This is a genomic window from Novosphingobium oxfordense, assembly GCF_044029435.1.
GTDB lineage: Bacteria > Pseudomonadota > Alphaproteobacteria > Sphingomonadales > Sphingomonadaceae > Novosphingobium.
Genome location: NZ_CP147007.1, coordinates 622028 through 646025 on the forward strand (window position 1 = coordinate 622028; position 23998 = coordinate 646025).

Annotated in this window: 17 protein-coding genes; 8 read left to right on the top strand and 9 right to left on the bottom strand. The window is 59.6% G+C overall.

The features are described 5' to 3' along the window. Nucleotides 1–162 precede the first annotated feature (162 nt). The gene (locus WBP07_RS22740) at nucleotides 163–495 is read left to right on the top strand and encodes a hypothetical protein (RefSeq protein WP_395396128.1); all 333 of its coding nucleotides are present in this window, start codon (nucleotides 163–165) and stop codon (nucleotides 493–495) included. 184 nt (nucleotides 496–679) lie between these two features. On the opposite strand, the gene ybaL is transcribed toward WBP07_RS22740, so the two are convergent. The 7 genes from ybaL to WBP07_RS22775 all read right to left on the bottom strand — a co-directional run bounded on the left by ybaL (nucleotide 680) and on the right by WBP07_RS22775 (nucleotide 12893). Further along, the gene (gene ybaL, locus WBP07_RS22745) at nucleotides 680–2359 is read right to left on the bottom strand and encodes a YbaL family putative K(+) efflux transporter (RefSeq protein WP_395396514.1); all 1680 of its coding nucleotides are present in this window, start codon (nucleotides 2357–2359) and stop codon (nucleotides 680–682) included. 989 nt (nucleotides 2360–3348) lie between these two features. Next, a complete protein-coding gene (locus WBP07_RS22750) occupies nucleotides 3349–3717 on the bottom strand; it encodes a hypothetical protein (protein WP_395396129.1) in 369 nt (122 codons plus the stop codon). A 407-nt stretch (nucleotides 3718–4124) separates the two neighbouring features. Beyond that, nucleotides 4125–5288 carry an ATP-binding protein gene (locus WBP07_RS22755; RefSeq protein WP_395396130.1) on the bottom strand — a complete coding sequence of 388 codons (1164 nt, stop codon included), beginning with the start codon at nucleotides 5286–5288 and terminating at the stop codon, nucleotides 4125–4127. After that, nucleotides 5281–5859, bottom strand: a complete 579-nt coding sequence (locus WBP07_RS22760) for a chemotaxis protein CheB (protein WP_395396131.1) — start codon at nucleotides 5857–5859, stop codon at nucleotides 5281–5283. Before WBP07_RS22760 ends, WBP07_RS22755 begins: the two co-directional genes overlap by 8 nt. After that, nucleotides 5856–6680, bottom strand: coding sequence for a CheR family methyltransferase (locus WBP07_RS22765; RefSeq protein ID WP_395396132.1), 825 nt, complete (start codon nucleotides 6678–6680; stop codon nucleotides 5856–5858). The genes WBP07_RS22760 and WBP07_RS22765 overlap by 4 nt, the downstream gene beginning before the upstream one ends. A 9-nt stretch (nucleotides 6681–6689) precedes the next feature. Then, complete coding sequence (locus WBP07_RS22770; protein ID WP_395396133.1) at nucleotides 6690–10121, bottom strand: response regulator; 3432 nt, start codon at nucleotides 10119–10121, stop codon at nucleotides 6690–6692. Nucleotides 10122–11534: 1413 nt separating this feature from the next. Continuing rightward, nucleotides 11535–12893, bottom strand: a complete 1359-nt coding sequence (locus tag WBP07_RS22775; protein WP_395396134.1) for a replication protein RepA — start codon at nucleotides 12891–12893, stop codon at nucleotides 11535–11537. A 786-nt stretch (nucleotides 12894–13679) separates the two neighbouring features. Here WBP07_RS22775 and WBP07_RS22780 point away from each other — a divergent pair. The 5 genes from WBP07_RS22780 to WBP07_RS22800 all read left to right on the top strand — a co-directional run bounded on the left by WBP07_RS22780 (nucleotide 13680) and on the right by WBP07_RS22800 (nucleotide 19016). Beyond that, nucleotides 13680–14861 carry an AAA family ATPase gene (locus WBP07_RS22780; RefSeq protein WP_395396135.1) on the top strand — a complete coding sequence of 394 codons (1182 nt, stop codon included), beginning with the start codon at nucleotides 13680–13682 and terminating at the stop codon, nucleotides 14859–14861. A gap of 1258 nt (nucleotides 14862–16119) precedes the next feature. Beyond that, nucleotides 16120–17130, top strand: a complete 1011-nt coding sequence (locus WBP07_RS22785) for a ParB/RepB/Spo0J family partition protein (protein ID WP_395396136.1) — start codon at nucleotides 16120–16122, stop codon at nucleotides 17128–17130. 686 nt (nucleotides 17131–17816) lie between these two features. Continuing rightward, the gene (locus WBP07_RS22790) at nucleotides 17817–18302 is read left to right on the top strand and encodes a hypothetical protein (RefSeq protein ID WP_395396137.1); all 486 of its coding nucleotides are present in this window, start codon (nucleotides 17817–17819) and stop codon (nucleotides 18300–18302) included. Continuing rightward, entirely contained in the window at nucleotides 18289–18636 is a 348-nt protein-coding gene (locus WBP07_RS22795; RefSeq protein WP_395396138.1) for a Fic family protein, read from the top strand. The genes WBP07_RS22790 and WBP07_RS22795 overlap by 14 nt, the downstream gene beginning before the upstream one ends. Nucleotides 18637–18830: 194 nt before the next feature. Further along, entirely contained in the window at nucleotides 18831–19016 is a 186-nt protein-coding gene (locus WBP07_RS22800; RefSeq protein ID WP_395396139.1) for a hypothetical protein, read from the top strand. On the opposite strand, the gene WBP07_RS22805 is transcribed toward WBP07_RS22800, so the two are convergent. Then, on the bottom strand, nucleotides 19013–19927 hold the full coding sequence (locus WBP07_RS22805; protein ID WP_395396140.1) for a hypothetical protein: 915 nt from the start codon (nucleotides 19925–19927) through the stop codon (nucleotides 19013–19015). The two genes, WBP07_RS22800 and WBP07_RS22805, sit on opposite strands and share 4 nt — an antisense overlap. Nucleotides 19928–20140: 213 nt before the next feature. On the opposite strand from WBP07_RS22805, the gene WBP07_RS22810 reads away from it, so the two are divergent. Both WBP07_RS22810 and WBP07_RS22815 read left to right on the top strand, forming a co-directional pair. Beyond that, nucleotides 20141–21316 (top strand): site-specific integrase, encoded by a 1176-nt coding sequence (locus tag WBP07_RS22810; protein ID WP_395396515.1) that lies wholly within the window; start codon nucleotides 20141–20143, stop codon nucleotides 21314–21316. Nucleotides 21317–21547: 231 nt separating this feature from the next. Next, nucleotides 21548–22027 (top strand): DUF4440 domain-containing protein, encoded by a 480-nt coding sequence (locus WBP07_RS22815; protein WP_395396141.1) that lies wholly within the window; start codon nucleotides 21548–21550, stop codon nucleotides 22025–22027. 881 nt (nucleotides 22028–22908) lie between these two features. Here WBP07_RS22815 and WBP07_RS22820 read toward each other — a convergent pair. Next, nucleotides 22909–23862: a hypothetical protein gene (locus tag WBP07_RS22820; protein WP_395396142.1), complete on the bottom strand. Its 954-nt coding sequence runs from the start codon at nucleotides 23860–23862 to the stop codon at nucleotides 22909–22911. Nucleotides 23863–23998 lie beyond the last annotated feature (136 nt).

Below are 23998 nucleotides of genomic sequence, written 5' to 3' on the forward strand. Positions count from 1 at the left end.
GCTCTGTAAAGCTGGCACGCACGTGCTTCTTCTCTTCACCCGGTTAAATCAACCGCATTTTGTCCGCTCGAGAGCATACCCCTTAATCGCCAATTTGATTGCACTTGACGGTTTGCGACTAGCCGGAACAATATGCATGTGGTGCGAGAGAGGGTCAGGCTGATGAATATCAGCAAAGACGTCTATGTTGCGCGTCTGGAAGCCATCGAGGCTCTGCAAGATGCAATCGACCCCACTTTGCCCGAAAGTGTTCAGGCCGCGCTGCGACATTTTGCCGTTCACGCAAAGTCAGCTTTGGAATACGGAAAGCTTAGACCCGCAGATGCGTTCATCATCGAGGCGGGCGAAGTATTCGAAAAATACAAAATCTCGAGTTGGCCCGTGAATGCTCTTCTTGCGGACGCCGCCGTGGACAGGGTGTCCATACCCGGTAACCTCGCAACCCCAGGCATAAAACGAGCGACCCGGCGAAACCGGATCGACGCCAGACCCTAAGGCTTGCCTGCCGGAAGCGGGGGCGAGGATGGTCCCTCCTCAAAACACAGCAGAGCGCCGACCGGAGCGTTCTGTCCGCCCGGAACGGAGCCGGCATTCTGCAAACGCGGGCGCAATCGGGGGAAATCGAATGGAGTTCGTTCGCCGGCAGCGGCCCGTGTATGTCACGCCTCGCGACGGCGCCCTAGGTTCGGCCCGGCTCTCCGTGTTTCAATGGAGACAGCTTGCTCGCCCCCCTTCCGGCCAGCCGGAGCATCTCGCGGGCAATTTCCTTGTCGCCCTGAACCACACTGTCAGCCCCATACTTAATGAGGTGATCCATTTGCTCGTCGCTGTGCGCGCGCGCGATTACCGTCAGGTCAGGTCGTATGGCCTTGGCTTGTGCCACGATCGCGCCTGCCTCGAAGTCCTCGGGAACAGCGAGAAGCATGTGGCTTGCGCAGACGATGCCGGCTTCGGCCAGGACGGCAACCTCGACCGCGTTACCGATTACCACCTTGAAGCCATCGCCACGCGCACGGCGGGCAAGATCGGGCTGTGCCTCAATCAAAAGAAAGGAACCGGATGCCGACCGCAACTCGGCCGCAATCAGCCTGCCCACCCGCCCGTAGCCGACAAGGATAATATGCCTTCCTGCGGGCCGCTCGCGATCGCCATTTCCCGCAAACCCGACCGGTTGTTCCTTGCCGGGATTGCTGCGACCAACCGCGATGCTGAATATGAAGGGATTGAGGAAGATCGAAATGATCGCCCCTGCAAGGATGAGGTCGCGCGCCTTCTCCGGCAACAGCTCCAATCCCGCTCCCAATCCCGCCAAGATAAACGAGAACTCTCCGATTTGGGCAAGGCTCGCCGAGATCGTCAACGCCGTATCGTTCGGATGACCGAAAGCGCGCACGATAATATAGGCCGCGAACGATTTCCCGATAACGATTGTCGCTATAGTAACGAGGAGCGGAAAGGGCTGCTCGGTTACCGTGGCAGGATCGAACAACATGCCAACCGAAACGAAAAACAGCACTGCAAAGGCATCGCGTAAGGGCAGAGTCTCCTCCGCGGCACGGCGGCTGAGCTGGGTTTCGCCCAAAATCATGCCCGCGAAGAATGCACCTAATGCAAAGCTGACGTCGAAAACCTTTGCCGCTCCGAATGCAACACCCAGCGCTACCGCCAGAACCGCGAGACGAAAGAGCTCGCGCGAACCCGTATGAACGACCCAGTGTAGCGCCCAGGGTAACAGGCGCCGCCCTACGATCAGCATCAACGCGACGAAGCCTGTAACCTTGAGGAGAGTACCTGCTATCACCCAAGGCAGGCTCAAAGCGCCCTTCCCGCCGGCAAGGCCCGAAGCCAAGGCCGGCAGCAATACGAGCGCGAGCACCATCACGAGATCCTCTACCACAAGCCAGCCTACCGCGATGCGGCCACGCTCGGTTTCGATGAGCTTTCGGCTTTGCAGGGCGCGCAAGAGAACGACTGTGCTCGCGACAGAAAGCGCAAGGCCGAACACAAAGCCCGCCAACGGCGCCAGGCCGATGATGCGACCGATTCCCATGCCGAGCAGGGTCGCAGCCATGATTTGGACAATCGCACCCGGGATGGCGATGTGCCTCACCGCCAGTAGATCTCGCAAGGAAAAGTGCAGGCCCACCCCAAACATCAGCAAGATGACGCCAATCTCGGCCAGCTCGGAGGCGAGGCTTGCGTCCGCGACGAACCCAGGCGTAAACGGACCAACGCATACGCCCGCCAGCAGGTAGCCGGCGATTGGGGAGACCCGCAAACGGTGAGCAATCGCGCCCAGGAAGAAGGCGATCACCAAGCCTGCGACCACCGTGCCAATTAGGGGTGAATGATCCGGCATCGAGACATCCCGTGCATCGCCACCGGAAAAGCCTGGCGGCGCTGAGGTCTGGATCGGGGTAGCCATACCCCGCGCAGCTCAGGCGGGAGGCGGAGCTCTTGCCTGGCCCCGAGCGCCGCGCCATGCGGGTGGCGGACGGATCCCGGCAGCTGGCCAGGCCATACAATCAGGGAAAGCGTGATCGGGGGAAAGAGCCGGTGTAATGATCCTGGTCCCGGCAATCATCACCAAGCTCTGGCGTCGGGCGCGATCAGCGCGCTGGTCGCGGCATTCCTCTTGCTCGACATGATGTCTGCGAGAATGCGCTATGGAGACGTCGACAGTCGAGGGATTGAAAGGAGAACCGCTCGTTCGCGCCTCGGACACGGCGCACGGCAGCAAAGCGTGCATGGCCACGACCACCAGCACGAGGTGGCACAAGAACCTTACGTTCCCAACGACGAAATCTCTGCGCAAGCGGGCGTTCTCCTTTTTCAAGGGCGCAGATTCGCTGCTCGTTGGCGGAGTTTAAGAAACCTTTGCCGATTCTGCGAGTCGTGATGCGGAAAAGAACGCGCAGGCCATCTGCGCTCGAGGCATCGGCTGACGAACACAGCAGCTTTGCCTTGAAAGCTCACGCAAGGGCGCAACAAGACCCACGGCTTCAAAATCAACGGGCGACCGGTGACGCGCTCTCGCAAAGTGGCGACCGCTCCGAGAGAAGTCACCCTGCAACCCCGCAACTACACCAGCACCGATTGCGCCGGACGTCGGCGATGCCTGATGAAGCCAGACATCCGGACTTCAAGCGGACCGGGCTCCCGGTTTGCGGCTATCGCGACGATGCATGAACGCGAACCCTGCCCAGGGCCTTCGGAGGGAGGACCGTTTTCGCCGGCTCATCATGCAGGCCACGGTGTCGAGTGCCCCCGCCATCCTGAGCATGGACTGTCGGTCTCTCAAGCTAGAGCGCATCTGCGCCTGGCGCACCTGCAAGGCAAGCCTTTCGCTCAGATCGGCCTGATGCCGAGTGCCCGGGCCAGCAGTTCAATCTGATAGGCCGTAAGAGCGGCACCGTCGTCGGTCACGATGGTATAGCGCCACACCTCCCCGTTCTCATCGTTCATTGCATACTCGACGAGCCTATCAATTGTTCCGCGCAGGATCAGTCCGCCCATGGGGATGGGGGGACCGGGTCTCAGATCAGTGTCGCATGCGCGGAACAACTGTCCTGCTGCCTTGACTTCGTGTGCAGCCATCTCGCCCCTCTTCGCAGTCGGCCCGCAAGGCTCGATGAATGGTTTCTTTGCTTCATTCACATAGGTCATCTTAGCAGCCTGAAAAATCGCGACAGTGGAAAATAGCAGAGCCATCGACATTTTCCGCGACCAGCGAAACCGCACATGTTTCCGCCTCGCCCAGGAAAAACCGGCGCTCAAAGCTCGAAGCTTGGAAGTTCATGGTCATATCGATCCGTTTCGGGCTTCGAGCGGTTGCAGGCGTCTCTCGTTGGCGCCTGTTCTGGATGACGCCTGGCTCTTGTCCTGGAAGGATATGCGTGGTCAACCGCGCGAGGGTGTTCGCTTCGGACATTCCGAACGTCCCCGCCGCCAGTCGCATGGAGATGGGCGATCAGTCGATGGAAGACTGTAGAAAAACGGCGCAGGATGGATCCGGCGGGCATGGGGCGTTCGAGTGACGTCATGAACCTGGAGGCGCGAAGCACGGACGGCAAAAGCGAGGAGCAGCCTTTCCTTGTCCCTCCGCTTGCAGTCGGACGGTCCGCCTAGCTCGATGCCGAAAGCGGACACCCGTTCCGCTCTGGGAGGAACACTGCAAACGTGGATCCCTCCCCTTCTATGCTCTCCTTCAGAGCAATCGTACCCCCATGCAATTCGACCAACTGCTTGGCCAGGGCGAGACCAATCCCCAGTCCCTCGTGCGTGCGATCGCTGGCCCCTTCGACTTGCGCGAACAAATCGAAGATTTTCGTCTGCATTTCTGAGGGAATGCCCGCTCCGGTATCCGCCACTTCAATTACGACGGTGAAGTCGTCGAGGCGCGCGGAAAGTCGGACCTCTCCGCCCGGAGGCGTGTATTTGGCCGCATTCGTCAGGAGATTGCCGACGATCTGGGCCAAGCGCGCGCCATCGCCCTCGAGCCAGATCGGCGCTTGCGGGATATCGAGCTCGAGGCGGTGCTGCGATGCCTCGAAATGATGTTGGGTTCCCGCGATTGCGAACTGCAATACTTCCTGCAGTATCAGCCGCTCCGGCTTCAGGGAAATCTTGCCCTGGTCGATGCGTCCAAGATCTAGCAGGTCCTCGATCAGCCGGGAAAGGTGCGCGACATATTTGCCCATCTCGCCCCGGATCATGTTCACCGTCCCGGTATCGGGACGCCTTTCCATCAATTGGAGGCCGGCCCCCAGTGCCATGACAGGGTTGCGCAATTCATGCGCTAGCACTGCAAGGAATTCGTTCTTGCGCCTGTCAGTCACCCGCAGGGTCGCCGTCAGGACCGCAAGTTCATCCCTTTGCATCGCAATCTGCTGGCGCTGCCGATAGAGATCGAAGAATATCCTGGCCTTGGATCGCAGGATATCCGCCTCGATCGGCTTCTGAATGAAATCCACCGCCCCCGCCTCGTAACCCCGAAAGCGCCGTTGCAGATCTGCATTGCCGGCTGTCAGGAATATGATCGGCACATGGCGCGTTCGTTCGCTGCCACGCATGAATTCCGCCAGTTCAAACCCGTCCATTTCCGGCATCTGCACGTCCAGAAGCGCCAGCGCGACGTCATGCGACAACAGCAATTCCAGCGCCTGCTCGCCTGAACGTGCCTTGAGGAAGGTCACCCCTTCATCTGCCAGCAGGGCTTCGAGAGCGACCAGATTTTCATCGAGGTCGTCGACAAGGAGACAGTTCAGAGGTGGTTCGATGCTATTCATGGGATGTCAGCCGTTGCATGATATCGAGGATGCCCGGCAGGTCCAGCACCATAGCTGTCGGACAGGCCGCCAAGGCTGCAGCGGGCAAGGCCGCGCTGGCGGCGCTGGCCGGATCTTCGACGATTGCCAGTCCGCCAGCCTCGGCGATCGCCTTCAAACCCGCCGCGCCGTCATGGTTTGCCCCGGTCAGCACGATCCCTGCCAGTGCAGCGCCGAAAGCATCGGCAGCGCTCTCGAACAAAACATCGATCGCCGGCCGCGAGTAATTTACCGGGTCATCTACCGACAGGGCAAGCGATCCGCCGCTCTCGACAAGAAGGTGATAATCGGCGGGCGCGAAATAGACGACGCCGGGTAGCGCGATTTCCTTGTCTTCCGCTTCCTTGACCGGAAGACGGCAACGCGCAGCGAACAGGTCCGGCAATGCGCTGGCGCGATCGGGCGGGATATGCACGACGATGAGGATCGGCAGCGGATATGTTTCGGGCAGCGCCGGCAGGATCTCCAGCAAGGCCTGCACGGCTCCCGCCGATGCGCCGATGACGACGGCCTCGACCGGGTTCGGCGTCATCCGTCCAGCCTCTGATAGATTTTCTCTTCGCTCACAAAGTCCCCGAACGAACCGGCGTGCTGCGAGAAACGCAGGCTCTCCTTGGAGCCAAGCCCCAGGAAGCCCTTCCGTGCAAGCGAATCCCGGAAAAGGCCAATGGCGCGATCCTGCAATGGCCGGTCGAAATAGATCAGCACATTGCGGCAGGATATGAGGTGCATCTCTGCAAAGACGGCGTCGGTCACCAGACTGTGGTCGGAAAAGACCACCTGACTGCGCAGGCTCCTGTCAAAGACCGCCCGGCCGTAATCAGCCATGTAGTAGTCGGAAAGGGATGTGCGCCCGCCGGAATTCTGGTGGTTCTCGGTATATTTCTTGATCTGGTCCAGCGGATAGAAGCCAGCCTCCGCCGCGCGCAGCGCTTCCGGATTGATGTCGGTTGCATAAAAGATCGTACGGTCAGCCAAGCCCTCCTCCCGGAAGAGGATCGAAAGCGAATAAAGCTCTTCCCCATTGCTGCACCCCGCGACCCAGACCTTCAGGGAAGGATAGGTGGCAAGATGGGGAATGACCTGTTCGCGCAGCGCCCGATAATAGCCGGGATCGCGAAACATCTCGCTCACCTGCACGGTCAGGTAATTGAGCAGGCGCGGCAGGGTTCTCCCGTCATGCAGAAGCCCCTCCTGCATGGCGGAAAAGTTTGCAAAGCCCAGCCTCGCCCGCGCCTCCGTCAGACGCCGTTTGATGGACGCACGGGCGTAGTGCCGGAAGTCATAGTGATAATGCTGGTAGAGCGCCTCCAGAAGAAGCTCGATCTCCAGATCCTCAACCCCGTCGCGCACAAGGCCTCCTCATCGCGGCATCCATACGCGAACAAGCGAAAGCAGCTTGTCCACGTCGATCGGCTTGGCCAGATAATCATTGGCACCCGCCTCCAGACAACGTTGCTGGTCATCGGGCATGGCCTGCGCGGTGAGCATGATGATCGGCAGCTTGCCCCAGCGGGCATCGGCGCGAATTTCCCGCGTCGCGGTGAGGCCGTCCTTCACCGGCATCATCACGTCCATCAGCACGAGATCGATCGGGGACGAAGCGTCCTCGCCAGCGCTTGCCAGTGTATCGATCGCCTCCTGCCCATTGCGGGCAATCTCGACGATGGCGCCGCGCGGTTCGAGCACGCTCGACAGCGAGTAGATATTGCGCACATCGTCCTCGACGATGAGGATGCGCCGCCCCTCAAGCGCGGCATCGCGATGCCGGGCCTGCTCGATCATGCGGCGGCGCTCGGGCGGCAATTCGGACACTACTTGGTGCAGGAAGAGCGAGACTTCGTCGAGCAGGCGCTCGGGCGATTTGGCCCCCTTGATGATGATCGAACTGGAATAGCGGCGCAGCCGCTGCTCGTCGTCGGCGGAAAGTTCATGACCGGTATAGACGATCACCGGCGGGAAGCCGTGTTCGCCCTCTTCACTCAGCGCTTCGAGCAGGGCGAAACCGGACGTGTCCGGCAGCGAGAGGTCCAGCACCATGCAGTCGAACGTCTGGAGGCGAAGCTGTTCCAGGCACTCTGCGGCCGACCCGACGCCCACCGTCTCGACATCGTCGGAAACCAGCAGGCGCGAGACCGCGTCGCGCTGGATATCGTCGTCCTCGACAATGAGCACGCGGCGCATGCGCGAGGCAAGTTTGGCCTGAAGCCCCGCCAGCACTTCGGCAAGCTCCTCTCGCTTGACCGGCTTGATATGATAGCCAACGGCACCGAGGGACAGCGCGGTCTGGCTCTGGTCCGCCGCCGAGATCACATGGATCGGGATGTGCCGCGTCTGGTCGTCATGCTTGAGGCGGTCCAGCACGGTAAGGCCAGACTGGTCCGGCAGGCCGAGATCCAGCACGATGGCGCTTGGGTGGAATTCGTGCGCAAGCTTCATGGCCTCTTCCGCCGTCCCGGCGACAATGCACCGGAAATCGAGTTCGCGCGAAAGATCGCAGACGATCCTGGCAAACACCGCATCGTCCTCGATCACGAGCAGGACGCGATGGCCTTCCGACAGAGCACCGCGATCGTCCTCCAGGCTCCATGCAGAGGCCATGGGCGCGGCTGGCGCCTTCGCTGCCGGGATGGCCGGAACCTCCACCGGTCGCGTTGCCCTCGCAGCCGGCAAAGCAATGGCGCCGGCATCGTAGGCCGCAGGCAGACGCAGGCTGAAGGTGCTGCCCTCGCCTTCACGGCTTTCCAGTGCAATCCTGCCCCCCAGAAGGCGCGCCAGTTCGCGGGAGATCGAAAGCCCCAGCCCGGTGCCCCCGAACTTGCGGCTGATGGTGCTGTCGGCCTGGTGAAAAGCCTCGAATATAGTGGACTGCTGCTGCGCGGATATGCCGATCCCGGTATCGCGCACGGCAAAGGCAATGCCCTGCTCTCCCCCGCCGCCGATTGCCAAGGTAACGCCGCCACGCTCGGTGAATTTGAAGGCGTTCGAAAGCAAATTCTTGAGGATCTGCTCAAGCCGCACGCGATCCGTTTCGATGGTGCGCGGGCAATCTTCGGCAAGCGCGATGTCAAAGCTGAGCGAGCGTGCTTTAGCTACAGGTTCGAACACCTGCCGCAAGTCCGCGGTTAGCCGCTGCAAGGCCACCGTTTCGGGACGGATATCGACATGTCCCGCCTCGATCTTCGACAGGTCCAGGATGTCGTTGATCAATGTCAGCAGATCGTTCCCGGAGGATTCGATCGTCTGGGCGAACTTGATCTGTTCGTCGGAAAGATTGCCCTGCGGATTATCTCCCAGCAACTTTGCCAGAATGAGCAAGGAATTGAGCGGCGTGCGCAGTTCATGGCTCATGTTCGCAAGGAAGTCGGACTTGTACTGGCTTGCCTGTTCCAGCTCGCGCGCCTTGGTTTCCAGCCCGGCCGCTGACCGTTCGAGTTCGTCGCGCTGGGTTTCCAGCGTTTGCGCCTGCTCCTCCAGCTGGCTGTTGTTCTGCTCCAGCGCGACCTGCTGCTGTTCCAGGCGCGTCTGCGATTCCTTGAGCGCGCGGCCCTGCTCCTCAAGCTCCTCGTTGGATACGCGCAGTTCCTCGCTCTGCGCCTGCAATTCGCCGGCCTGCCGCCGCGTTTCCTCAAGCGCATCTTCAAGGCGGGCCCGGAATCGTGCCGAGCGAAGCGCTATGCCGATCGCGGGCGCGGCCTCTTCCAGGAGTTCGAGTAATTGCGGATCGACCGTCTTGAAAAAGCCAAGTTCCATGACGGCGTTGACGACACCGTCGGCAAGCGCCGGAACGATCACAAGGTGTCGGGGACGGTCGCGACCGAATGCCGAACCTATGGTAAGGTAGCCGGAAGGCACGTCCCGCAGCACCATCGGCCGGGCATCTTCTGCAACCTGCCCCAGCAGGCCTTCCTTGAGATTGAAGGCTGCCGGCATATCGGCGTCTTGCGGAACGCCGCGCGTTGCGACGCGGATGAACCGGCCATTCTCTCCCTTGAACAGCGCCCCGCCCTCAAGGCCGGTATAGGCGGCCAGATGCGAAAGAATGTCTTCGCCAAGCCGCTCGACCGACTTGTCGCCGCGCATGGCCTCGGCCAGTCCGACCTGGCCGGACTGCAACCATTGCCTGCGTTCCTGACTGCGCGCGTTGCGCCGCAACAGAATGAAGATCGCGATCGTCAGCCCGCCACCCAGCAAACCCGAGACGATGCAACTGGTGATCGCTGCCTGGGACGCAAGGTTCATCTCGTAAACGCGTTGCTGCCTTAGCCGCAGTTCCTCCCGCGCCATCGTCTCGACCTGGCTGCGTATCGCATCCATCGACTGCTTTCCGCGATCGCCCGTGACGACGGTCATGGCCGCAGCCAACCCGCTGGATCGGCGAAGGTCGATCGTTTCGCGCAACTCTCCCAACTTCGTGTCGATATGCCGGCGCAAGGGCGCAATACTGGCCTGCTGCACGGGATTGTCGCTGGTCAGGCGCGCCAGGATGGCCAACCGGTTGGGAAACGCCGCGATAGCTGCATGATAAGGCTCAAGGTATTTGTCGGCACCTGTCAGCAAATATCCGCGCTGCCCCGTCTCGGCATCCTGGGCTGTGGAAAGGACGTCATCGAGCGCGATCAGAATCTCGTGCGTATGCCGAATGGCTTCATCGGCATCCTGGATATCCTGGATGCTCGAATAGGCAGCCCAGGTGCTGGCAAGAAAAAAGCCCAGCCCCAATATCAATCCGGCAACGGACCACCTTTTTGTTCGGCTCGCCGAACCAAATCCGACCGTCGTATCCCCCGTCATTCGTATCGCCCATCCCGCTGCGCAGAACGCCCCAACTCATTCGCGTCCAACAAGTTCCCAAATGTGGGATTCGCTTGGTGACAATCGGAGATCCGCCAAGAATTCTGGAACATTCCGGGGTTGCCGATACACCCCATCCTGGGTCCAAACTCTTCTTATGGCTCGTTCGTCCGACAGGGCAATCCGGTTCACCCCTCGCTCCCGCGGTATCGCGGGGCCCCAACCCTTCTGGATGGGCGGGCCGCGCAACGGCACTGGCTACCCGCCGGGTGCCATCGCCGCCGACAGTGAGCTCAGCGTCAGGGAAATTGCGCTGCGGCCACGAACTCGGGAACAAATGGATGGTCGGCTTTCACACATATGCCCGCTATACTATGGTTTTACATTCGACGTAACGTAGAGTCCCTACAACTGAAACGATTTCGCAACGATAGGGCTCAGCTTGCGCCTGAACCTTCTGAAATCGTTCTCATTTAACCCAGTTGTCAGCCATCATCTGACAGTCGATCCGGCCGGTGGACAGAAAAACGCGGTTTGTGTTCAAGAATACGCAACAATTTTATTCCATCGATAGCGAACCTCCCAAAAAATGTTCGGAAAGCCGATCGAATACCGCTGGGTGGCGTCCCTGCCTTTCCCGCCCTCCCAAGGGTGGAACTCAGCGCCAGCATGAAATGGAGGCCATGATCGCCCGGGCTGGTTTCATGGACGGTTCGCGTATCGGGGCGAGGCGGTCCGGACGAGACAAGCAGCAGCCAAGTGGAAACTTGCGCGACGAAGCGTCCACCGCCGTCAGGATCGGAAATCATCCACCATGCCGCACAAGGACAAGAACAGGCGCTCTTGGGCGAGTTGGCGATCAACTGCGCGAATTCTCGCAAAATATGGAATTTTAGTCGCTCTCGATCCCCTACGCCGGGATCCGCAAAAGCACGTCTCGCTGTCTGCACCGTTTGAAACGTGGAGCAGGATTGAGGACGTCTTGTGCCGTGCGGTCGAGGCTTCCCCTGCTTGGACGCCGGTTTTGGAGGAGAGGATGAAGTTCAACGGAGTCGTCGATCGCGGCCGGCCGGGCGCGAAAGGCGCTCGGCCGGGGTCGGCATGCAGGACATGCGAGCAGGCAAACCGCTCGCTGATTAAGGTATGCATCCCATGTCAGTGCAGCCGTGCAGATTACCTTCGCTGGTTAAGGTATGCTCTTCATTCACCTAGCCCCACCGCAGTGTGCAGAAGACCCATCACCCATACCTTAACCAGCGATGTGGGCATCGCCACGTAGCCCTATGTGCGGATCGCTGCTTAAGGTACACCTTATCTGGCCGGCAACCTCGCTGGAGTGACGAGAGATTGATTTCACCAAGGTCAGAGAGTTGCGGGATTCTCCAATGGAGAATCCGGTACGCGCCAAGCCCGTCAGGTAGGTGGTGCCCATTTCTGCACATACCTTTTCCAGCGATCCTTCAGGTCCTCGCCAGAGAGAACATCGATCTGGTCGCCCAATGCCTTGCGGAACGCGTCGGCCATCATCGAGACAGAATTGTTCGAGCCGAAGTCGCGCCCGATCCGATAAAGTTCAGGCTCTGCAAACTCGAGTGACCCGCTTTTGGGGAACAGCAGCTGCCGTTCCTTCGGTACAAGCTTGTCGGAACTGTGGAGGCGCAGCAAGCCTGCTTCTTCGATGAGCGCTGCCTTCTCCTGACGGGTGGCTTTCGCCTCGCCTTGGAGCAGAAGCATGCCTTTGGTTGGCTTGTCCGCATGGCGTAGCTTGATGACGAGATCGCTCATGTCGACAGCATGGCGCGCCTGCTGATAGACGCCGGAAACTTCTTCCCATGCCGCCCGTACCGACTGCCTGAATTTGGTCATCGTGCTGGCTTGATTGCCGAGATGCTTTGCGAGGTCGTGCCAGCTTAGGCGGACTTCGGTGCCTTGCGGAATCCTCGGCAAGCGGTAGGCCAGCCAAGTATAAAGATCGAGCTTGGTAGCGCTGTCCTTGAGCGCGACAATCGCACGTTCGTTGAACGGAACAGAGTGCTTGAGCAGTTCGTTGTAGAATTCCTCTGACAATACGAAGTGCGAAACAAAGCTCCCCTCCCCTGTCCGAAGCCCTGCATACTGATTGACAATCCGCATGTCGTTGACCGCGAAAGCCCGCATGGGTTGCGTCTGGGAGATTTGGCTGCGCCCTTCCCCACGCTTCGCCTTGCCTGAAACCGGAACATCGTCATCCCAGCGGATCGTCCACTGGCAATTGAGAATGCGGTCGATCTGGTCCTGAACGCTGGTCCGTGTGCCGCGCTTCCCACCAGAAGACGTGTTGGTGATGCCCATCCGCCGAAGCCAGCTGGAAAAGGAGCTTCCAAGATAGATTTCACGGGTTCGCGTTCTTACAGCCTCAGTCATGATATAGATCATGATGAGGCGTGCATGCCGGCCGTAAGGCACGCCGCGGTTGACCGCAACGAATTGGCCATCCGGGCCGATCGGTTCCTGACGTTCCATGGGTTGGATTATAAGGGAAATGTTGCCGTCTCGGCGGATTACCGGCGCGGTTGCATCTTTGGGTGCCTTCACGGGTAGTGACATCGCGCAAAGAGCCGAATGCATGAAGTTTGGGACGGATTCTTCCTCCATCACATATTGGACGGCGTGAAAGATCCTTTTGGCTTCAGGCGTTTCGGCAAGAGCGCGAACGTCAGCAACAGGGCTGGACTTCAGAGCATCGACAAATTGGGCGCCGAGTGGCAGGGCAATCTGCGCGTCATCATCCATTGTTTTGCGCCGAGCCACAGAATCACCCCACTTGCCTTTCCGATGGCGGGATTGTGGCAATATTGGCCGCAAAAGCAAGCCGTTGTCGCTTTTTCACCCCGACTGCGAGAAAAAGCGACAAGAGTTCGCTGCTAAAGGTACAGGCGGCAAGCCCCTTCCCCCGTCACATCTTTTTTCAACCCCTCACGTGTAACCGAAGGAAGGATCTCCCAAAGGGAGTAGGATTCTTTAGTAGGTTAGATGGCATACCGTAATCAGCGAGTTTTCATACCTTTTTCAGCGATCCATCGTACCATTTCCAGCGAGTTCCTGTACCTTTGTCAGCGACAAGCCGGACCATGGCAAGGGATGTCCTGGCGCTGACGTCCGTGGGAGCGCTTCTTTGCACTTTTTGGGGTCATCAGGCCTCAACATGTGCGAATTGCTCGCTGGTTAAGGTATAATCGCCAATCGCGCGGGAGTTTCGTTCGCAAATTCCAATGATACCTCTTGGGCCCCGGACGAGAGACTCTGCGTAAGGGTGCTCTGAAAAAGGAGCATCGTACCTTAACCAGCGACCTCGACGCGTGATCAACCCTAACAAGGGTTGGCGAAAAAAGGGGCTACATCGTCCGAAAATTGCCAAGAGATCGCTGTTTACGGTATCGGCTGCAGCCGTAAATTCGGTAAAACCTCGGTGTTTTGACGATCTGGAAATTTTCATTGTCGAATTTTGGGGTCTCCTCTACACAAAATCGACAACTGCGCCGTTAACCGCGGTAATTTGACAGCCAAATGAGGACAAGCATGGCGTCCCTTCCATCCGAACTGGGCAGCAGCACCAAGGAACTCATCACTCGCTACTATCAGATGGCGAGCATGGTGCTACGCAAGCTCCAAGAGCGCAATATACAGCATACGCCGCCGCGGACCGGTCCGACGTTTACGATCTCGCAAGCGGCAGGGCTTGTTGGCCGATCCGCGTCCGCCATTCGCATTGCCGAGGCCGAAGGAAGGTTGCCGCATCAGGAGCGCAATATGACTGGGCGCCGCAAGGGCTATACGCTCAAAGATCTGGACACGATGCGACAGGTTTTTGACACGCGTCCCTGGCGCAAGGAAGGCGATCCGCCGGCCATTATCGCCTGCCAGAACTTCAAGGGAGGGGTCGGCAAGTCGACGATCGCCGTCCATATGGCTCAGTATCTGGCAATTCACGGCTATCGCGTGCTTCTTCTCGATGCCGATGCACAAGCGTCGGCGACTATGCAGTTCGGCTATATTCCGGACCAGGACCTCGACGAATACGATAGCATTTATTCGCTGCTTCAGGGAAAACCGGAGCGCGGGATTGCGCAGATCGTGCGCAAGACGCACTTTCACAATCTCGATCTCATCCCCGCAAACCTCAAACTGTACAACGCCGAGTACGAGGTGGCTGCGAGGATAGGTGTCCACGGCTTCAACGTTCTGACCACCCTGGCCCGTGATATCCATAAGATCGCGGATAATTACGACGTGATCATCATGGATCCGCCGCCAGCTCTTGGCATGGTCTCGCTTTCGGTCATGTACGCGGCCAATGCGTTGTTGATCCCGGTGCCTCCGAGCATTGTCGATTTCGCCTCAACGACCGCATTCCTGAGCATGCTCGACGAGACGATGGGCGCGCTTGGCGAACATGATATTCAACCCGAATACGGCTTCGTCGGAATGGTGATCTCGAAGAGCGAGGCCAATATCGAGTCGCAGCGACAGATTGTCGACATCACCAATACCGTTTTCGGGCGCAGCGTGTTCTCACAGGAGTTGCGTACTTCGGCCGAATTCAACAACGCGGCGAGCCAGCTCAAGACCGTATTTGATTTAACATCCTCGACGACCAATCACGCAGTCCGGTCTCGCTGTCTAAGCCAGCTGAACCAGTTGGGCTGGGAACTCGAGCAGAATATTCACAAGCTCTGGCCCTCGAGAGTCGAGGAAATGTAGCCTAGGACGCTGACCATTCGGGCTATCGGATTCTCATCCGGCGAGGCGCTCCGATCTCTGGATCGGAGCGCCTTTTTTCTTACGCCGGTGGGCGGGAGGGATGACCTCTAATCAGGAGCCCCGAGTAGGGCGGGGCCGACGAAAGGCGGCTGCAGAACGTTGAGGTCCGGGAACACTGAAACGATCTGGAGGGGCGATCTGCTCGCGAGCACGAAGGCGTTGGCGAACTGCGAAGAGGGAAGGGGAGCCAAGGCAACCATAGTCTGAAGCAGCAACAGGGGGCGACTTTTTCATTCGGCTGCCTGGTAACCTTATGGATGGAAGCTGCGGCGACCCTTCTCTGGGAGGCGGACCACGACAGGCAAGATCTCCGCAAACGGCCTACGATGCCGCTATTCTCCAATGGAGAACGCCCATCGAAAGCGGCGCCGGAAGCTGCAAGAAATCGGGATTCGCAGGGGGCAGCCTCCAATATTCTCCATTGGAGAATAGCGAATTATCGCGAGGCCGAGTTCCTCATAACAAGTTGAAATATAACGATTCTCCATTGGAGAATCTGCTTCCGGCGTGAGTTTTGGAGGTCGGAATGCGAGCCTGCTGAAAGGGCGAAAAATGGCATTCTCCATTGGAGAATGGGCAGGAGACAGGTCTTAGAGATGATGACTCTGCGGCTCTCACGATCTCGATTCTCCATTGGAGAATGGGATGCCCAAGAGGCGGCGTTGCGGCTGTAGCGGCGGGACAACAAACTCTTAATTGAGCGAAAGCAAAGCCGGCGAGCTTTGATAACTCTGTTGCCAAGGCGGATCCGCAGGTCGGTGTGCACGTTACTCCGTGTGGCAGGCGGCGGCTCCCATAACCGACGTGACGAATGGGGAGGGGGAACCGCCGGACGCGGTCAAGCCGAGGGAAGCTGGAAGGATATTCCATCGACATGGCCCACCTCCGGCGATGGGGGAAATGGTCGCTCGCGTCTGGTGGGAGAGAGGCGTGGGATCGCCAGGGCGCACGTGCGTGAACCACGGATGCGCATGAGGGGGGCACATCGATAGCCTTGCCGGGATGAGTTCTGCGATCCGTTACGTACCGGGAACGATGTGCGCTGTGCAAAAAGGTCTGAGCATAGTTTTTGGCCGCGCGTTGCAATCGGGAACCATCATCCGATAGTTCTCTTGGAAGGAATCACGGCGGGGCCAGTCAAGAATTCTCGCGCCGCGCGCGATCAGGGCACCGTCATTCGTAAAGAAGGAATTCTATCATGGCTCGCAAACCGGGTTTCGGCGCGTCGATCGCATCCGAAGTTGTAGAGGAATTTGGGAGCGGCGACGTCCCGGAGCTTCCCACGGGAGACGTACTTGCGAGTCGTGGAAAGGCGATTTCGAAGCTCGGCTCCGATGTCATGTACGAACAGTACGAATGGATCGATCCAGTCCTTTGTCGTCCGTCGAAACAGAACGCTCGCCGGTATGATGAACTGACCTACGGGGACTGCGCAGAGCTTATTGAATCGATCAAGTCGGAAGGCCGCCAGCGCATGCCGGCAATCGTCCGGCGGACAGACGACCCCGACGTGCCATACGAGATTGTCGCAGGGTCCAGGCGCCATTTTGCGATCTCATGGCTGCGTGCAAACAACTATCCTGAGTTTCGATATCTCGTTGATGTTCAGAAGCTGGACGACGAAGGTGCGTTCCGCCTTAGCGATCTGGAGAATCGCGCTCGTGCCGATGTCTCGGATATTGAGCGTGCGCGCAGCTACAAGATGGCGCTCGGTGCGCATTACAAGAACGACACCGCTGCCATGTCGGAGAGACTGGGCATCGCCCGAGCCACCATCTATCGATATCTGGCCCTTGCCGATCTCGAACCCGTGTACGTGTCCGCTTTCGGTGACCCGAAGGCAGTGACAGTCTCTCACCCCCGAGCGATCTCTACACTCATAAAGGGGCCGGACGATGTGGTTCAGCGAGTTCGCGCCGAGGCTGTTCAACTTGGCCTCGAGCAGGAGGCATTAAAGGCACACCAGGCTGCTCTGCTGTCTCCGGTGGAGGTGATTGCGCGCCTCAAAGCCGCTGCAAAGCCCCCGAGGCCGACTGTAGTAGAAAATCGGTCTTTCACATTATCGGGTGGGGATGGCGCGCAAATTCTGACTTACACGAAGCCTGAAAAGAAAAAGGGCATGACGATCCTGCTTCCCGCCAAGCTGTCGGCCACCAGAAGCGAAGTCGAATCCGCATTCCAAGTGCTGCTGGACGAACTATTCAGTTGAGCAGGGCGCCCAAACGACGAAGAGGGCGCCGACAGCGCGACTGCCTGGTGAACAAAACGGGAATTGCTCCTAAAATCGGTTTTAAGGCACCTCTCAGTAGCGCGGCTTCCGCGATGAAGTCTGGGTCATGCCAGGGCGCTTTTGTCGCTGTAAGGGCTGTTTACGGCAAAAAAATTTGATGTCTTGAAAACTCCCGGATTTCCGGGAGTTTTCGGCCATCAGCGGGTCTTTTTGTGACTCTCGAGCGTTCCATTCTTGAGCAAGCTTGCAAGGCACCTTCAATCCCGCTTGGACGACATGCGAGTTGTGAGCCAAGGGTGGGTGGCTTGGCCGGACCCGCAACTTTGTAGGCAACACACGCCGGAAGGAGCCATTGCCCGTTGAAATCATAGGGCCGTGTGGCCTGCGGGACCCACTGGCAAACGCGGGGAGGACTTCGGCAAAATGGGCGTCAACGCGCGCTTGTTGGACGGCTTTGATGAAGACGTCGTGGAAGTCCGCAGGACAGATAACGCGGATTGATCAACGGCCCCGTCTCCCCCATGTCTCCTGGTTCCGAGATCAGATTTGATCGATCATGTCAGCAACATCGGCCAAATGATCGGCCAAAAGACCGGCGGTGACGATGTCCTCAGGATCGCGGGGTGGCATAAAAGGTTAGGAAATCTGCGAGCCTGAGGTAAATAGTGCGGCGGCAAGGTGACTCTTTAGAGATCGGCCAAAGCTGTGGCGACGAATGTCGAATCCCCAACCAGATCGAGCCCGCACGCATCGACGCGCTGACCGGAGACCTGCCTGATCTTGTCGCGGAAATCGCGGCTAAAGCGGAAGCTCTGGGAAGAGCCTTCCATCCGCAGACGGCACTTCATCTGGCCAGCCTCGTGCGGCTGATGAATTCCTATTACAGCAATCTCATTGAGGGGCACCGCACGCGCCCTCGGGACATCGAGCGCGCGCTTGCGGGTGAGCGCGATGACGATCAGCGAGATCTGACGACGGAAGCAGCGGCCCACTACCGCGTGCAGGGGTCGATCGATCTGGCCGCCGCCGATGGCGAGCTTCCCGATCCGGCCGATCCCGAGTTTATCCGCCAGCTGCTTCTATGCCAGCGCATCCGAGGCGATACTCACCGTGCGCGGGGGAGGGCGGGTCTATCTCATGACCCCGGGTGAATGGCGCTCGCGCGACGAGCCCGACGTCCAGATTGGCCGGCACCTTCTGCCTTTGCCGGGGCGGATCGCCGATTTCATGGCGTACTTCTACTCCCGGTTTGCGTTTGAGCCGAAAGACGGGATGCGCATTACTGCGGTGGGGGCGGGTAAGGCAAAGCGCATCCTGGCGATGGCCACGGCGAACCACCGGTTCAACTGGGTTCATCTGTTTCCCGACGGAAATGGCCGGGTCAGCAGATTGATGAGCCATGCCATGGCGCAGAAGGCAGATATCGGCGCCCATTGGTCTGTGGTCGGTGTCATGCGGATTGGCGCGAGGTCTGGGGCAGGGTGATCGCGATGGCCAAGGCAATCTTTCCGAACAGCACCTGGCAGGTTTTGCCGAGTGGTTCCTGAAGTCTGCCTCGACCAGATCGACTACATGTCGGCGCTGTGCGATCTAGATACCCTCTCGAAGCGGCTCGAGCGCCACGTCCGGATTCGGACGATCTATCGCCTGAGGGCAATTGGCTGCTGCAGGAGGCGCTGGTGCGGGGCCAGTTCGAGCGGGGCGAGGCACCGCGCCTGACCGGGCTGCCCGAACGCAGCGCTCGCCGTGTGCTGAAGGAATTGACCGACGCCGGGCTGTTGTCCTCGGACACCCCTAAGGGGCCGGTATCGCTGCGCTTTCCGAGTGACACGCAGGATACGCTGTTTCCGCAATTGTTCGCTTAAGTGGTGGACGCCGCGACCAGCGCCTGGACTTTCACGGCGCCCTGCGGCGAGATCCCCAGTAGCCGGGCGATCGCTGGCACCCGCAGATCCGGATAGGCGAGCTGCAGCCGCGCGAGCAGGGGGGCCTTGCTACGCTTGGTGACTTTGAGATCGGCGGGGATGCGGAGCAGCGCTCGTTCGAGCCGTTCGAGTTCGGCCAGCCCGAGACGAACCGCATCGAGGGTTCGGGCGCGCAGGGCATCGGCGAGCGCGTGGGGATCTTCCGGTAGAAATCGCGGCAGGCCCGCCAGGCAGGGCAGGGGGCGCAAGGTGAGCCCGGCGGCGACATAGGCGCGGGGCAGCAGCGTTCCGAGGATCCAGACGGTGTCGAAGCTGCGCGGATCGATGTCGAGGCGGCGGCCGTCGGCGGTCAGGACGCTGCGCCCGGCGCCGGCGTGCAGCCCGAGGTCCCGGTGCACGCCGATCAGTCGCTCGGCCAACGCCAGGAAGCCGGGGCAGGGCAGGGGGGCGAGCAGTGATCGCTTGGCTTCCGCAAACGCCGGGCCGAACCAGGCGAGATCCTGCGCGGCATAGAGCGTCGCCTCGGCGCGATCGTCGAGCAGCGTGCGCAGCACGCGCAGCGACGCCTCGGCCACCGGATCGCCGGACGTGTCCTCGGCCTGGAGCGCGAAGTGAAACAGCGCGGCGATCGACAGCGGATCGTTGAGGCCCTCGCTGCGCCGCGGCGGCGGGCTGCGCCCGCCAATCCACGCGAGCAGGCTGTCTTCGGTGATCGGCACGCCCGCGAGTTCAGCCAGCAGAACCGCGCCTTTCAGCCGCATGCGGGCCAGCCACAGGTCGGTCGCAGGGCTTGTTTGCAGCCGTCCGTCGAGCCGGCCGAGCAGCAGGTAAGTCTCCTTTTCGGCGTCCATGAGGGCAGTCTAGCACACGATCAATAACAACCAAACTAGGCAGTTGGTTCTTCCCTTCGATATCATTCAGATATGAACACGCGATAATTGCCCTTATTGCGTGTCCACATTGGACGCCGCTATAAGGTGGGAACGTCCAAAGCATCGGGATGGCAGGGGAGCGAAATGGCGGAAAAACGGGATGTTGCCGAAAGCACGGGAGGTTTGTCCGTGATGGCGGTGCCATCCGAAAAGCCTGCCGATGATCTTCCGCGCTTCCTCACCCGGTTGCGCACGTTCGAGCGGATCACGCTCGATGCCGCGCTGCTCGATGCGTTTGTCGCTGCATCCTCGCGGCACACGTTCCTGGCCTTGCGCTCGGATCTCGCCGCGTTTGATCTGTGGTGCCGGCAGCACCAGCGCTTCACGCTGCCAGCTCAGCCTGAAGACGTCGCGGACTATCTCGACGCGCGGGCCGGGGAGGGTGCCAAACCCGCCTCGCTGTCGCGCTACAAGGCCTCGATCGCCCGCGTGCACCAGTTGCTGGGCCTCACCGATCCGACCAAGGCACCATTGGTGAAGGTGCGGCTTGCTGCCATCCGCCGCGACAAGGGTGTCGCGCAGCGCCAGGCAGCTCCGCTGCGCTTCAAGGGGCCGGTGCGCGATGTCGAGCGCGATCCGGCGCGCGGGCTCAATGTCCGCGCGCTGCTCGACGCGTGCGGCGACGACCTGCGCGACCGCGCGCTGCTTAGCCTGGCCTACGACACGGGCCTCCGCGTGCGCGAGCTGGTGGCGGTGCAAGTGGAAGATCTGCTGGAGGCGATCGATCCCGAGACGCGGTTGCTGGCGATCGCGCGCAGCAAGGGCGACCCGGAGGGGGAGGGGGCCACCGCCTATCTGTCGCCGCGCACCGTGCGCGCGATCGCCGCCAGGACCGCGGCGGCGAAGATCGAGACGGGGCCGCTGTTCCGGCGCGTCATCGTCCGGCGTTACAAGGCACGCGCCCGCCAGCCTGGGCGTAAACTGGCGACGATCTCCGGGCGCGAGACCTGGGATCTGCGCAAGACACTGCCCAAGCCGGCGGTGCCGGCGCGCACCGAATATTCGATCGGCGAGCGGGCGCTGCATCCGGCGTCGATCGGACCGATCTGGCGCGCGATCATCACCCGGGCCTTTGAAAAGGGGGCTTTGCCCGATCTGACCAAGGACGATTTGGCGCGGTTACTCGCGCAGGTCAGCGGGCATTCCACGCGCGTCGGGCTCAATCAGGACCTGTTTGCCAGCGGCGAGGATCTCGCCGGGATTATGGATGCGCTGCGCTGGAAGAGCCCGCGTATGCCGCTAGCTTACAACCGCAACCTTGCGGCCGAGGCTGGAGCGGCCGGCCGATTGATGAGGAAGCTCGGATAGGCTGATATGAGCAATGTGACGGTCGCGAAGTGGGACTTTTCGGCCGTTCAGGACGAGAGCCGCCAACGGCAGTTCAGGTCCCGGAACCGGTCGTTTAAATAGCTGTCTCTAATGGCCGAAAGTCGCCAGTCGGCGCGACATGAGCTGCTCCGGGGACACGTTGACATTGGCGCCGTTGGCTTAACGTCGTTGGACGCTACAAGGTACCTTTCGACGAGAGGACTAACAACGATGTTCGCCAAGCTATTAAGTGCTGCCGTGGCGCTATCGACACCGATCACGATCCATGCGCAAGTTCCGCCGCCGCCATCTTTGCCTGGCCAGGCCGAGCTTGGAGCACGGTTGGTTGCTGCGATCGAGACTAAAGACGTGGAAGCTTACGCCGAATTGCTTTCTGACGATATACAAGTTTTTGAGGATGGAGAGCAAGTTGCAGACGGCAAGGAAGAGTGGCTACGCACGTTCGGCAAAAAACTAGCGGCCGAGGGCGTATCGTTCAAAGTTACTTCTGGGTACTCTTCGACCGGACGATTACTTTTTATCGAATATTTCAATTCTCAGGGAAGCTGGGGCGGTGCCATTCCATCCCACTGCTGCTGGTCATATGATGCGGTCGCATATGAAATTCGCGATGGGAAAGTAACGGTAATTAGGCGGCTTCGGGGCGGCGATAAGAAGCTGAAGGAGCCAGCTGAAACGTCAGGTAAGTAGGCGATGATCGTCCCCCCGGCGATTGCCGGAAAGCCGCCAATCGTCAACCTTGCTGCTGAGTGGTCGGTCGTTCCCCGAATGGCCGCATTTCAGGATTTTCGCCCGAAAGCAGCCTGACCGGAGTTGCGGACTTCGACGCCTTCCGCAGTAAGCTTCAGCGCATCTGAAGGCGGCCGAATTGATGGCACAAACGTGCGCTATTGCAGCCCCAAACCTCAAACCGAATGGCTTTTGCTAAGCCACTTACGGGCGGACGCGCTAAACAACAAACCGTACGCGGTAACTGTCCAATTGTTTGTAAGGCTGTGATCCAAGCGGAACCGTGCAACATTCCCTCTGTGAAAAATTTATAAACCAATGGAATTCCAAGAACGAACATTACGATCTGAATCCACTTTGCGATATTGCTCCGGCGACGTGACACCAAAAGCACTAAGCTCGCGATCAAGGTGGCGGTGAATATTTGGACAGTAAGTATGAACCCGACAGATGCCATTTGCGTGTTCTGATCCCACCCCAAATAGGCTTGGATCAGGCCAATTAGCGTGGCAAACATAATCCGTTCGAAATTTATGATTGTCGCTGGTCGCATAATCCCACCATTTATACCATTATTATGATGCCGCGATTGCGTGTGTATCGGCAATCGCTTGCGTTTCCTACCATTGTCGGCCGAAGCCTGTTGACGGCGGCCTTTCCAAACCATTCGCACCGTTCGCGGGACCGGATAACGGGACTCGCGACTTAGCCGTCCTTCAGGTGACCTCTGCGGCTCCTTGAAAGCGGCCGTTCGTTGTCTTGATCACAATTTGAAACAATCGCCGGTTTGTCGAGGGCGGCGGATGTTTTCGAGCGTTGCCAAAATGTTGTCGATACGGACTTCACAATCCGCCGGAAATCGGGCCGACGACAGATATCCGACTGCTTGCCGCCTGGGGGAACGTCAGAACCAATTGCCCCTTTTGAACGTCGAGGATTGTGTCAGCACGGGAAAGAAAGCCGTTACCGAGCAGCCCGTCAGCGTCAGATTGGCTATAGCCGCTCTCAACCGGAGCGCTCCTGGCGGAAATTGAGCCGATGCGCAGATCGGCTTTGAGAACCCTAGTCTTATGTGTAACGCCGTCCGCGCCAGTCTGAGATCCGCTAAACGAAACGGAATCCGCGCCACTCACGCTTGCGAACGCTGCGTCTGTAAGCCTGATCATCCCGCTTGAGCCGAGGTCGATCTTGAGGTGGACCGATCTCCCGTTGACTTCGGCATCGACTTGATTGCCGTTTTCGATCGGGATGATAATTGCACCAGCGCCCGGCGTAATTCGGCCGCTTCCGACGATCGCGACCTGCCGCTTGCCTGGTCGCACCATTACAGCGACTCGGTTCAGAAGATCACCGCCAATCACCGCCCCAATCGGCCGGCCCAGAGCTGCAGACATCGGCGCCAGATCGATCGCCGGCATCTGGCCCCGAGCCGTCAAAGTATGCGGAAGGGTGAGCGTTGCACCTTCGGCCATTTGCGCTAAGAGGCGCGATCTCCCCGTGATTGCGCCAATACTGGAGTTCCGAAGCACGATACCTGCACGTTGGGCGAAGCTCACATCCACGACCGTTCTGTCAGTGCCGTTATCCAGTAGAACTGTTGCCGGTTCCCCAAAGACGACTGCCTGCAGCAGAATGACGCCTTTCACCTGTTCGTACGACAAAGGCGCCCAATCATCGCCCTCCATAAGATGTATCGAAAATGTCTGTTTGCTCGCCTGTTCGCTAGCTGCCGGCGGGAGATCCTGGGCGTTGGCGGCACTCGAAAGAAGCAGACCAATGGCAAGGATACGAGCCATGCAAACGCCCTCCAAAGCTTTTGAAGCCCGCCAGCTTAGCGCCTAAATGAATGTCTGCAATGTCAGTTGACCCCGAACCACCGGATCCGCGTTAAAATCGTGAAAGCGCGAATTCCGCCCGCTTTCGTCAGGAGCC

What these genes read in the sequence shown, in the direction of transcription:
- WBP07_RS22780 (WP_395396135.1), top strand. Translation starts at nt 13,680, where the DNA reads ATGGCGTCCCTTCCATCCGAACTGGGCAGCAGCACCAAGGAACTCATC.
- ybaL (WP_395396514.1), bottom strand. Translation starts at nt 2,359, where the DNA reads ATGCCGGATCATTCACCCCTAATTGGCACGGTGGTCGCAGGCTTGGTG.
- WBP07_RS22795 (WP_395396138.1), top strand. Translation starts at nt 18,289, where the DNA reads ATGACCCCGGGTGAATGGCGCTCGCGCGACGAGCCCGACGTCCAGATT.
- WBP07_RS22810 (WP_395396515.1), top strand. Translation starts at nt 20,141, where the DNA reads ATGGCGGTGCCATCCGAAAAGCCTGCCGATGATCTTCCGCGCTTCCTC.
- WBP07_RS22805 (WP_395396140.1), bottom strand. Translation starts at nt 19,927, where the DNA reads ATGGACGCCGAAAAGGAGACTTACCTGCTGCTCGGCCGGCTCGACGGA.
- WBP07_RS22750 (WP_395396129.1), bottom strand. Translation starts at nt 3,717, where the DNA reads ATGTCGATGGCTCTGCTATTTTCCACTGTCGCGATTTTTCAGGCTGCT.
- WBP07_RS22740 (WP_395396128.1), top strand. Translation starts at nt 163, where the DNA reads ATGAATATCAGCAAAGACGTCTATGTTGCGCGTCTGGAAGCCATCGAG.
- WBP07_RS22785 (WP_395396136.1), top strand. Translation starts at nt 16,120, where the DNA reads ATGGCTCGCAAACCGGGTTTCGGCGCGTCGATCGCATCCGAAGTTGTA.
- WBP07_RS22775 (WP_395396134.1), bottom strand. Translation starts at nt 12,893, where the DNA reads ATGGATGATGACGCGCAGATTGCCCTGCCACTCGGCGCCCAATTTGTC.
- WBP07_RS22820 (WP_395396142.1), bottom strand. Translation starts at nt 23,862, where the DNA reads ATGGCTCGTATCCTTGCCATTGGTCTGCTTCTTTCGAGTGCCGCCAAC.
- WBP07_RS22755 (WP_395396130.1), bottom strand. Translation starts at nt 5,288, where the DNA reads ATGAATAGCATCGAACCACCTCTGAACTGTCTCCTTGTCGACGACCTC.
- WBP07_RS22815 (WP_395396141.1), top strand. Translation starts at nt 21,548, where the DNA reads ATGTTCGCCAAGCTATTAAGTGCTGCCGTGGCGCTATCGACACCGATC.
- WBP07_RS22770 (WP_395396133.1), bottom strand. Translation starts at nt 10,121, where the DNA reads ATGACGGGGGATACGACGGTCGGATTTGGTTCGGCGAGCCGAACAAAA.
- WBP07_RS22760 (WP_395396131.1), bottom strand. Translation starts at nt 5,859, where the DNA reads ATGACGCCGAACCCGGTCGAGGCCGTCGTCATCGGCGCATCGGCGGGA.